Below are 10896 nucleotides of genomic sequence, written 5' to 3'. Positions count from 1 at the left end.
GGCAGACAAGATCATCGTCATCCAGGACGGCGCTATCGCCGAACAGGGAAACCTCGACCAACTCATGCAGAAAAACGGCCCCTTCAAAAACCTCTTCGACCAACAGTTCAATAAACACAAACAAAAAGTCGCAGAGTAATAGGGGGAGCTCAAGAACAGAGCGCAATGCTCTTTTCAGGCCAATAACTTCCTGATTGCCACGTGCCGTTGAACAGAGATTTTCCGCGCGTCGAGCAATATGCGCATGTTTGACGCGCATATGGCGTAGTGGTAAAATGGCGCAGTCTTGAGGGTAACCAAATGAATGCTCCATCTCGTAGACCGACAAATCTATCACTGGATGGCGATATACTGTCCGAGGCGCGGGATCTGAAGATCAACCTGTCCCGGGCAGCCGAAGACGGCATTCGGGCCGCAGTCGCCAGCGCAAAAGCTGAACGCTGGAAAGCCGAAAACAAGGCCGCACTTGAGAGTTCCAACGCGTATGTCGAGCATAATGGCTTACCGCTGGATACCTACCGACAGTTCTGATGCCAAAATACGACGTGTTCCCCAACCCGTCAGGTGACGGGTATCTTCTGGACATCCAGAGCGATCTGCTGAGCGGGTTGAACACACGCGTCGTCGTGCCCCTGCTTCCCGAAGCGACGGCGCCGATCCCAGCCACCCGGCTCAATCCCGTCTTTGATATCCAGGGCAAACCGTTTGTAATGGCGACCCAATTCATGGCTGCCGTTCCGGTGGGCATTCTAAAATCGCCAGTCGACAACCTTGATGATCACTTTGCGCAGATCACCGCCGGCATCGACATGCTGATGCAGGGATTCTGACAAGCTTCTGGCCCTTGGAGAACCAAGAGCCAGGAACAAGTATGACAATGAAAATCAGTCGTACAGCACTGCCGCGATCTTCGGATCGTCGATGTTGGATGCGTCGTAGTAGTAGAACCCGGTATCAATCAGGGCAGGAACTTCTTCGCCCTTCATCGCAGCTACAGCAGCCTTGACGGTTTCATACCCGATGCCCACGGGATTCTGAGTGATTGCACCCGCCATCAACCCGCTTTTGATCGCATCTTTCTGGGCCTTACCGCTGTCATACCCGATGATGACCAGCCCCTCGGTCCCCAGTTCTTGCACCCCGTTCACCACACCGATGGCCGAGCCCTCGTTGGTGCCGAAGATGCCATTCAGATCGGGGTTCGCCGTCAGGATTGCTTTGGTCACCTCGGTCGATTTCAGGTGGTCACCCTGACCGTATTGAACCGTGACAACTTCGATGTCCGGGTATTTTTCGGCAATACGATTGACGAAGCCGTCACGCCGATCAATGCCTGTGCGGCTGGTCTGGTCATGCGCAACAACGGCCACTTTGCCTTTGCCGCCAATCATCTCGGCCATCTTGTCCGCAGCCAGCGCAGCCGCGGCCTGATTGTCTGTGGTTGCTGTAGAAACCGGAATGTCGCTGTCAACGCCACTGTCAAAGGCGATGATCGGAATGCCTTTTTCATCAGCTTGCTTCAACAGTGGAATGGCGGCCTGGCTGTCCAGAGCGGCAAAACCGATGGCCTTGGGGTTATTGGCCAAGGCCGCCGCCAGCATGTCGATCTGACGATCCACCATGGTTTCGTTGTCCGGGCCTTCAAAGGTGATCGTGACACCGTATTCCTCGGCGGCTTGTTCCGCACCCGACTTTACCGCCTGCCAGAACTGGTGCTGAAACCCTTTGGACACCAGCGGAATATATATGTCTTCCGCTGATGACATTGATGCAGGTATCGAAAGGCTGGCCGCACTCAGGGCCCCCAAAATGAAACGACGTGTTAGCATGTCTTCTCCTCCAGTTGGTCTTCGTTTCTGATTTTTGTGACTGTTCAACCTGTCTTCCTGCGCCGCGCCATATCGGCGTAAACGGCCAGAATGATGATCGCGCCGGTGACAACGGTCTGCCATTCCTGCGCGACGGACAGCACCCGCAAACCATTGGTCAGAACTGCCATGATCAGGGCACCGATCAGGGTTCCAAGGATTGTACCACGCCCACCGGACAGGGACGTGCCCCCGATCACGACGGCAGCGATGGCTTCCAGCTCGTAGCCAAGCCCCAGCGCGGGCTGCGCCGAATTCAGTCGCGACGCGATCAGAATTCCACCGATACCGCAGATCCCACCTGCCAGAGCGTAAATACGCATCTTCCAAAGATCGGTATTCACCCCCGATAGGCGCACCGCCTCTTCGTTTGATCCCAGCGCAAAGGTGTATCTGCCCAGAACCGTGCGCCCCAGAATGTACGAAGCTGCAATGGCAACAAGGAAAAGGATCAGCACGCCATTGGGGATCGGTAATGCGGGAAAAACCTTTCCGATCAGCGACCCGCGCGAAATCTGGTCAAAGCCCGGCGTGTCGTTGAAGTAGATGGGCCGCGTGCCGGAAATCACCAGCGACAACCCTTTTAGGATCAGCATCATACCCAGCGTGGCAATGAAGGGCGGGATTTTCATCTTGGCGACAAAGGTGCCCGAGCACAGCCCGCAGAACGCACCCGCCGCAATCGCTGCCGTAACCCCCAACAACAGTGGCATTCCGAGATAGGTCAGCACGACACCGGCGATAACGGCACAGAATGTCATCAGAGTTCCCACGGACAGGTCGATCCCGCCAGTTATGATGACCAATGTTGCAGCAACCGCCAGCACCCCATTGACCGATGTCGCCTGCAAGATGGCGATCATGTTTGAAGTTTGCATGAAGTTCGGCGACGCGATTGAAAACCCGATCAGCAAGGCAATCAAGCTGGCGAAGGCCAGCAGCTTTTGGTAGGCGCCGCTTTCCGAGAGCCCCGCCAGTGGGCTTTTCTTTTCGATTTCCGTTGCTGAGGTCATTACGCTGTTCCTGTTATCTGCATCGCCGCCGCCCGCTGCGTCGCCAGATGCATGATGTCTTCCTGAGTGGTGGCTTTGCCGCCCGGCAAAATGCCGGTCAGTCGGCCTTCGCACATCACGGCAATGCGATGGCTTAGGCGCATGATCTCGGGCAGTTCCGACGAAATCACGATGATCGTCTTGCCCTGCCCGGCCAGTTCTTCCAGCAGCTTGTAGATTTCAGATTTTGCGCCCACGTCGATACCGCGCGTGGGCTCATCGAAAATCAGGATATCGCAATCCCGCAGCAGCCATTTGGCAATGACAACTTTCTGCTGATTGCCGCCGGACAGCAGGCGTACCTCCTGCGTGTCCGAAGGCGTGCGAATGCCCAGGTGCGTGATGTAACCCTTGGCCGTCGTGCTGATTTCACCATCGTTCAGAACACCGACACGTCCGGTGAACATATCCATCGAAGCCAAGGCAACATTGTCGCGAACGCTCATCCCGGTGGCGAGGCCGAAATGCTTGCGATCCTCGGAAAGATAGCCGATGCCCGCCTTGACGGCATCGGATGGTGTCCTGATCGAGACCACCTGCCCATGCACCCGGATTTCTCCGCTATCTTTGGGATCAGCCCCGAAGATTGCCCGCGCAACTTCGGTACGTCCGGCCCCCATCAGCCCGGCAAAGCCCAGGATCTCACCCTTCAGGACCGAAAAGCTGACATCGCGGATTTCGTGACCCCGACACAGCCCGGTCACTTCCAGCGAAACCTCGGCATCGCTCAGATCGGGGGGGACCAGCGGCTCTTCCTTGACTTCGCGACCTACCATCATCGCGATAATCTGGCTGATCGGCGTTGCTGCCGCGTCAACGGTGCCAACGTATTCTCCGTCGCGCATCACCGTGACCCGGTCAGCAATCTGCTTCAGCTCATCCATTTTGTGGCTGATATAGACAATGCCCACGCCTTCAGCCTTCAGACGGCGGATGATCACGAACAGCTCGGCAATTTCAGCATCGTTCAGGGCCGCGGTCGGTTCATCCATGATCAGAACCCTGGACCGGTAAGAAAGGGCCTTGGCGATCTCGACCATCTGTTGTTTCGCAATGGTCAGACTGCCGACCTGCGCCTTGGGGTCGAGGTTTAGGTTCATGGACGCAAAAATTTCGGCCGTCTGTGCATTCAACGCAGCATCGTTCAGTCGGCCAAACCGTTTACGAGGTTCGCGGCCGATAAAAATATTCTGTGCCACCGTCAGATCATTCATCAGGCTCAGTTCCTGATGGATGATGCCGATACCCAAAGCCAGCGCCTCGCGTGGCGTGGTTGGGTTTGCATCACGCCCTTCGATTTGCAATGTGCCACCGTCGCGCTGATAAATCCCCGAGAGGATTTTCATCAGCGTGCTTTTTCCCGCGCCGTTCTCGCCCATCAGCGCATGGACTTCACCGGGCACCAGATCGAACTGCACTGATTTCAGCGCATGGACTCCGGGAAAGTGTTTCTCGATCCCCGACATGTCGACCAGTTTTGTCATTTACCCTCCCAAACACCCCTCTCCCCAAGGGGTGGTGCGGCCTACATCACTGCGCCGATTTGCCAGGGGACAAATTCGACCCCACCAAAGCCAAGTTCTTCGCTTTTTGTTTGTTCACCCGATGCGACGCGGATCAGCATTTCGAACAGCTCTTCGCCTTTTGCCTCAATGCTCACACCGTCTGTGACGATGTCCCCACAGTTCAGATCCATATCTTCCGACATCCGGGCATACATTTCGGAATTGGTAGCCAGCTTGATGCAGGGTGTTGGTTGATATCCCGAAACCGAGCCCCGCCCGGTGGTGAACACGATCAGGTTCGCGCCTGACGCTACCTGCCCCGTGACCGAGCATGGATCAAAACCGGGGCTGTCCATGAAAACAAACCCGGTCCTGTCGATTTTCTCGCCGAACTTGTAAACACCGCGCAAGGGCGCGGTTCCGCCTTTGGCGACAGCGCCCAGCGATTTCTCAAGAATGGTCGTCAACCCGCCGCGCTTGTTGCCGGGGCTAGGGTTGTTGTTCATCTCACCACCGTTGCGGTGAGTATACCCCTCCCACCAGCGAATGCGTTCTATCAGCTTTTCCCCGACTTCAACGGTCTCGGCCCGCCGGGTCAAAAGGTGTTCTGCACCGTAGATTTCCGAGGTTTCGGACAAAATCGTCGTACCGCCATGCCGCACCAACAGATCCGACGCATAGCCCAAAGCAGGATTGGCGGTGATCCCGGAATAGCCATCCGACCCACCGCATTGCATTCCAACCGTTATCGCACTGATCGGCGCAGGTTCGCGTTCGGCCTTGTTCGCGAGTTCGGCAATCCCGCGCAGCTCGTTCAATCCACGTTCAATGGTACGGCGCGTACCGCCCTCACTCTGAATGGTCATGTAACGCAGCACGCCATCAGGACGGATCGGACGACCCCCAACCAGATCGGCTACCTGCATCACCTCGCACCCCAAACCGATCAGAAGGATACCGGCGAAATTCGGGTGCTGGGCATATCCAGCTAATGTCCGGAACAGTGTGGCATAGCCTTCATCTTTTCCGGACATCCCGCATCCGGTGCCATGAACGATCGGGACGATACCGTCCACATTTGGGTACGCGTCCAACAAGCTCCGTTTCTCGGCGGCTTCGGCTATGAACTGCGCCACGGAGCCAGAGCAATTCACCGTTGTCAAAATGCCGATGTAGTTGCGCGTGCCGACCTTGCCATCGGCACGATGGAAGCCCTGGAAGATACGGTCGCCTGAAATCACGGGCAGTGGCGTGTTCGCGCTTGCATATGCGTAGTCCTGCTGATGCGCCCCCATACCCAGATTATGGACATGAACATGCTCGCCCGCGGCGATATCCGCTTTAGCCTGACCTATGATCTGTCCGTAGCGGATCACATTCTCACCTGCCGCAATCGGGGCGGTGGCGATCTTGTGCCCGCGTGCGATTTCCGTGGGAAGCTGCACCGATAACCCATCCGGTTGCGCGCCGGCTTTCAGGTCGCGCAACGCGATGATCACGTTGTCATCCGGGTTCAGCCGGATTGTGTCACGGGCCGGGCCGCCCGGGGCTTTGATCTCTGAAACTGGGTGCATGGATTCCCCGCTTGTTCGCCACAGAGCTACGGGGATAATCCGCTCTTGTCAACTAACATGTTAGTATGATAGTTCAGACTTATGAACCACCCATACGACATTGACGCCACCCGCCTGCCCGACATTTCAACACTTGAGGGGTCGCTCGCGCAGCGGGTTTACCAATCCATCAAACAGGCGATCCTGGCATTGGATTTCCCTCCCGGCGCTAACCTTCGGAAGGCGCCGATCTGCGCGCAGTTGGGTGTGTCCCGCGCACCTGTCGCGGACGCCATAACCAGGCTTTCCGCCGAAGGGCTGGTGGATGTGGTGCCGCAATCGGGTACACGTGTGTCCTATTTCTCGATGGATGAAATTCGCGAAGGCGCCTTTCTGCGAGAGGCCTTGGAGCTGGCAACAGTGGCCAAGGTTGCGCGTGACCTGACCGAAGATCAGCGCAAAAAGCTGAGCCGCAATGTGCGCCTGCAAGAGCTGTTGATCGAAGATGAAGACATTGCCGGGTTTTACCACGCAGATGAGGAATTCCACGCCCTGTTGATGGCGTTCACCGGGATGCTTCGCCTGCCGGATGTGGCACAGACCGTGTCGCTACAGGTCAGCCGCGCACGGATGTTGCTGTTGCCGACACCCGGCCGCATTGCGGAAACACTGTCCGAACACCGGGCGATATTCGATGCCATCAGTGCCCATGACGAACGTGCGGCACAAGACGCCATGCGCCATCACCTTGGGCAACTGATGCCTCGGATCGAACGGCTGCAACAGGAAAGACCGCAGCTGTTCAACTTAACGCCCCAAACCACCCGAGAGGCAGGATGACCGTTTCGCAAACCGCCCTTCTGAACAACAGAACGTCCCGGCCCGTGCCACTGACCCGCATGGGGTTTGGCGGCGCACCTTTGGGCAATCTTTATCGCAAGGTCTCGGATGCTGATGCGCAAGCTGCGCTCCAATCCGCATTTGACACAGGCATCCGGTTTTTCGACACCGCGCCGCAATACGGGTTGGGCCGGTCCGAGTATCGCTTTGGCGAAGCGATCAGGCGGTTTGGACGTGAGAACATCCAGCTATCGACCAAAATTGGTCGTCTACTACTGGATTGCGAACCACATGAGGTGACGCCCGAAGCGTTTGTGGACGTTCCGCAGAAACGCATTGTGTTCGACTATACCTATGACGGCGTCATGCGGTCATATGAGGCAAGCCGGGACCGGATCGGTGTTGCCAATGCAGACATTCTTCTGGTGCATGACGTCTGCGCTTTCAGTCAGGGAAGTCAGGAAATGTCAAACGCCAAAGTGCGCGAGTTGTTCGATGACGGCGGTTACAAGGCGCTGGTTGAACTGCGAGACGCAGGCGAGATCGCCGCGATTGGCGCGGGCGTGAACGAATGGCAGGTTTGCGAGAAACTGCTGGGTCTTGGCGATTTCGACGGGTTTCTTCTGGCGGGTCGGTATACGCTTTTGGAACAGGAAGCCTTGAACAGTTTTCTGCCGCTATGCGAGAAACGCGATGTGGGCATCATTCTGGGCGGGCCGTATAACTCGGGCATCCTCGCTACCGGAGCGGTGCCAGGGGCCAAGTATAACTATTCCGATGCGCCTGAGGATATTCTTGGACGGGTGCGCAGGATCGAAGCCGTCTGTGCGGCCCATGGCACACCACTGATCGCAGCCGCGCTGCAATTTGTTCTAGGACACCCCGCCGTGAAAACGGTTGTTCCGGGCGCTGTTAACGCGGCCGAGGTTCAAGCCAATGTCGCCCTGCTGGAACGCTCCATCCCCGCCCAGCTTTGGTCAGACCTGCGTACCGAAGGCCTGATCCGGTCAGATGCCCCCTTGCCCAAGGAACCTGTCAATGCTGCGTAACCTCGACCCGCTGCTGTCTCCTGAATTGCTGTACGCCCTGCGCGCCATGGGCCATGGCGATGACATCGTTATTGCAGATGCCAATTTCCCGGGCTCAAGCCTTGGGCCCGACTGCATCCGTGCAGACGGTTCAACGGCAAGCGACCTGCTTGGCGCCGTGTTGTCTGTCATGCCGCTGGATACATTCGTGCCCGACCCCGCGCTGACCATGCAGGTTGTCGGTGATCCCGAAGCCGTGCCTGAGGCCGTCGCAGATTTCCAAAAGATCATCGACGCGCAGGCTGACAACCCCGCGCAAATTCAGAGTCTGGACCGGTTCGACTTCTACCAACGCGCGGCATCCGCATTTGCCATCATTCAGACCGGCGAGCGCAGGCTCTACGGCAACATCATCCTGAAGAAGGGCGTGATCGCATGAAAATCGACGCCCATCAGCATTTTTGGGCGCTGTCGCGTGGCGACTATGGGTGGCTGACACCGGACTTGAGCCAGATTTACCGGGACTTCGGGCCAGATGACCTTGCGCCATTGTTGCAAGCACAGAGCATCGACGGGACAATTCTGGTTCAGGCCGCGCCGACCGTCGCCGAGACGGAGTACCTGTTGTCATTGGCGGACAAGGCACCTTTTATCAAAGGTGTGGTTGGCTGGGTCGATTTTGACACTCCGGATTCGAGCGCGCATATCGCCAAGCTTGCCGCTCATCCCGCTTTGGTTGGTCTGCGGCCAATGATTCAGGATATCGCTGATCCGAACTGGATGCTCGGCGCGGCCCTGAGACCTGCCTTTGAGGCCATCCAATCTAACGATCTGACTTTCGATGCCCTCACCCTGCCCCGGCACCTGGGGCCGTTGCGTCAACTTCTGGCGCGGCACCCAAACATGCGGGTTGTGATTGACCATGGTTCGAAACCTCTGATCCGGGAGGGTGTACTTGACGGGTGGGCCGAAGACATGGCCGCCATCGCGCGGGACACCAACGCGTTCTGCAAACTGTCCGGTCTTGTCACCGAAGCTGCGCTCGACTGGACGGTTCGGGACCTGTACCCCTATGTGGATCACCTACTGAACACGTTCGGACCATCGCGGTTGATCTGGGGCAGCGACTGGCCGGTCTGCACACTGGCCAGCAGCTATGAACGCTGGATCGATGCAACCGATGAACTGCTAAGCGCACTTTCCTCCAATGACTGCGAAACCATCCGCGGAGGGAATGCGGCAAAGGCTTATCACATCAGGATTTGACGGTGCTGCACCGGACCCCAAACACGCGACGCACTGCTTTGCGCCCGCTGATCCTGCCCAGTGTTTTCCCTGAGGCGCGAACAGACCGGCAGTTATCCCCAACACTCCACCCGGTTTCGGGAAAATCATGAGGACCAGAATGACATCGCATCAGCCTTCTGACCGACTAAAAGGCAAAACCGCATTCATCAGCGCCGCTGGACAGGGCATCGGACGTGCCACGGCCGAACTGTTCGCAGCCGAAGGCGCGCATGTCTTTGCCAGCGACATCAACGAAACCACATTGGCCGAGCTTTCGGAAATCGACGGGATCTCTCCGATCCATCTCGACGTGACAGATGCGCATGCCGTGGAACGTGCCGTGGCAGAGTTGCCACCGCTGGATATCCTGTTCAATTGCGCGGGTTACGTGGCAAACGGGACCATTCTTGACTGTGAAGAGGACGACTGGGATTTCAGTTTCGATCTTAATGTGAAGGCCATGTATCGCATGATCCGTCTGACCCTGCCCGCGATGTTGAAAAACGGCGGGGGATCGATCATCAATATATCCTCGGTCGCCTCGTCGATGAAGGGCGTTCCAAACCGGTTTGTATATTGCGCATCAAAGGCTGCCGTAATTGGCCTGACCAAGTCGATCGCTGCCGATTTCGTCACGCAGGGCATTCGGTGCAATGCAATCTGCCCCGGCACCGTCGACAGCCCCAGCCTGCACGAGCGTTTGCGGGCGACGGGCGACTACGAAAAGGCGATGACGGATTTCATCGCCCGCCAGCCAATGGGGCGCATTGGAACCGCGGACGAGATTGCCGATTTGGCGCTCTACCTTGCGAGCGACAGCAGTGCATTTACCACTGGTCAGCCCTTTGCCATTGATGGCGGATGGGCGATTTAAGCTGAAAGGGATCACAATATGAAACTACTGCGGTTTGGCGCCTTGGGTGCTGAAAAGCCCGGGCTGCTGCACGACGATGGCACAATTCGCGACCTGTCAGGCGTCATCGACGATATTTCGGGCGACGTTCTCAGCGACGAAGGGTTGGCGCGACTGCGCGCGCTGAATGCACAAGGTTTGCCGATGGTTGAAGGCAACACCCGTTTAGGGGCGTGTGTCGGCCATGTGGGCAAGTTCATTTGCATCGGCCTGAACTATGCCGACCACGCGGCAGAAAGCGGTATGGAATTGCCGCAGGAACCTGTGATCTTTTTCAAGGCGACATCGGCCATTATCGGGCCGAACGACACGGTGGAAATCCCGCGCGGGTCCGTCAAGACCGACTGGGAGGTAGAGTTGGGCGTGGTGATCGGCAAGGAAACAAAATACATCTCCGAGGCCGAAGCGATGGATCACGTCGCTGGCTATTGCGTGGTCAATGACCTGTCGGAACGTGATTTTCAGCTTCACCGCTCGGGGCAGTGGGTCAAGGGCAAGTCGGCAGATACATTCGGCCCCATCGGTCCGTGGCTGGTGACGCGGGACGAGGTTGCAGACCCACAGAACCTGCCGATGTATCTTGAGGTCAACGGCCTCCGTTATCAGGACGGCTCGACCCGGACGATGCATTTCGGGGTGGCAACTGTGATCTCACACCTGTCGCAATTCATGTCTTTGCAGCCGGGCGATGTAATCTCGACCGGAACTCCGCCGGGTGTGGGCATGGGGCAAAACCCGCAAGTCTATCTGAAACCCGGCGACACGATGGAACTGGGCATCGAAGGCCTGGGTGTTCAAAAACAGAATGTGATCGCGGGATAATCGGGCACTACCAGATGTCAGCCCGAAC

General features: G+C 57.4%; 13 protein-coding genes. 8 read left to right on the top strand and 5 right to left on the bottom strand.

All coding sequences use genetic code 11. The annotated features are described in order from the left end of the window. On the bottom strand, positions 1-313 hold a 313-nt coding region (locus ACR0BF_RS17430; RefSeq protein ID WP_480625415.1), incomplete at its 3' end, for a hypothetical protein. Here ACR0BF_RS17430 and ACR0BF_RS17425 point away from each other — a divergent pair. Beyond that, on the top strand, positions 301-531 hold the full coding sequence (locus ACR0BF_RS17425) for a type II toxin-antitoxin system CcdA family antitoxin (protein ID WP_480520806.1): 231 nt from the start codon (positions 301-303) through the stop codon (positions 529-531). The genes ACR0BF_RS17430 and ACR0BF_RS17425 overlap by 13 nt on opposite strands. Continuing rightward, positions 531-830: a CcdB family protein gene (locus tag ACR0BF_RS17420; protein WP_209599024.1), complete on the top strand. Its 300-nt coding sequence runs from the start codon at positions 531-533 to the stop codon at positions 828-830. The genes ACR0BF_RS17425 and ACR0BF_RS17420 overlap by 1 nt, the downstream gene beginning before the upstream one ends. 54 nt (positions 831-884) lie before the next feature. Here ACR0BF_RS17420 and ACR0BF_RS17415 read toward each other — a convergent pair whose 3' ends face one another. The 4 genes from ACR0BF_RS17415 to ACR0BF_RS17400 are packed head-to-tail and all read right to left on the bottom strand — an operon-like array spanning position 885 to position 5999. Continuing rightward, on the bottom strand, positions 885-1829 hold the full coding sequence (locus ACR0BF_RS17415) for a substrate-binding domain-containing protein (RefSeq protein ID WP_480495894.1): 945 nt from the start codon (positions 1827-1829) through the stop codon (positions 885-887). 44 nt (positions 1830-1873) lie between these two features. Then, positions 1874-2881: an ABC transporter permease gene (locus ACR0BF_RS17410; protein WP_480484663.1), complete on the bottom strand. Its 1008-nt coding sequence runs from the start codon at positions 2879-2881 to the stop codon at positions 1874-1876. Continuing rightward, entirely contained in the window at positions 2881-4404 is a 1524-nt protein-coding gene (locus ACR0BF_RS17405; RefSeq protein WP_480625414.1) for a sugar ABC transporter ATP-binding protein, read from the bottom strand. The genes ACR0BF_RS17410 and ACR0BF_RS17405 overlap by 1 nt, the downstream gene beginning before the upstream one ends. 41 nt (positions 4405-4445) lie before the next feature. Beyond that, the gene (locus ACR0BF_RS17400) at positions 4446-5999 is read right to left on the bottom strand and encodes a UxaA family hydrolase (RefSeq protein WP_480625413.1); all 1554 of its coding nucleotides are present in this window, start codon (positions 5997-5999) and stop codon (positions 4446-4448) included. A gap of 81 nt (positions 6000-6080) precedes the next feature. On the opposite strand from ACR0BF_RS17400, the gene ACR0BF_RS17395 reads away from it, so the two are divergent. From ACR0BF_RS17395 to ACR0BF_RS17370, 6 genes are all read left to right on the top strand, one after another. Further along, complete coding sequence (locus ACR0BF_RS17395) at positions 6081-6818, top strand: GntR family transcriptional regulator (RefSeq protein WP_480625412.1); 738 nt, start codon at positions 6081-6083, stop codon at positions 6816-6818. Next, positions 6815-7867, top strand: a complete 1053-nt coding sequence (locus tag ACR0BF_RS17390) for an aldo/keto reductase (protein WP_480607297.1) — start codon at positions 6815-6817, stop codon at positions 7865-7867. The genes ACR0BF_RS17395 and ACR0BF_RS17390 overlap by 4 nt, the downstream gene beginning before the upstream one ends. Then, positions 7857-8285: an RbsD/FucU family protein gene (locus ACR0BF_RS17385; RefSeq protein ID WP_480607294.1), complete on the top strand. Its 429-nt coding sequence runs from the start codon at positions 7857-7859 to the stop codon at positions 8283-8285. The genes ACR0BF_RS17390 and ACR0BF_RS17385 overlap by 11 nt, the downstream gene beginning before the upstream one ends. Next, entirely contained in the window at positions 8282-9112 is an 831-nt protein-coding gene (locus ACR0BF_RS17380; protein WP_480625411.1) for an amidohydrolase family protein, read from the top strand. The genes ACR0BF_RS17385 and ACR0BF_RS17380 overlap by 4 nt, the downstream gene beginning before the upstream one ends. Positions 9113-9251: 139 nt before the next feature. Beyond that, positions 9252-10007 (top strand): SDR family oxidoreductase, encoded by a 756-nt coding sequence (locus ACR0BF_RS17375; RefSeq protein WP_480625410.1) that lies wholly within the window; start codon positions 9252-9254, stop codon positions 10005-10007. An 18-nt stretch (positions 10008-10025) separates the two neighbouring features. Next, the gene (locus ACR0BF_RS17370) at positions 10026-10868 is read left to right on the top strand and encodes a fumarylacetoacetate hydrolase family protein (RefSeq protein ID WP_480625409.1); all 843 of its coding nucleotides are present in this window, start codon (positions 10026-10028) and stop codon (positions 10866-10868) included. Positions 10869-10896 lie beyond the last annotated feature (28 nt).

This window comes from Ruegeria sp. AG7 (assembly GCF_056541545.1).
Note: the sequence above shows the minus strand (reverse complement) of the source record. Positions and strands in the feature narration are given on the sequence as shown.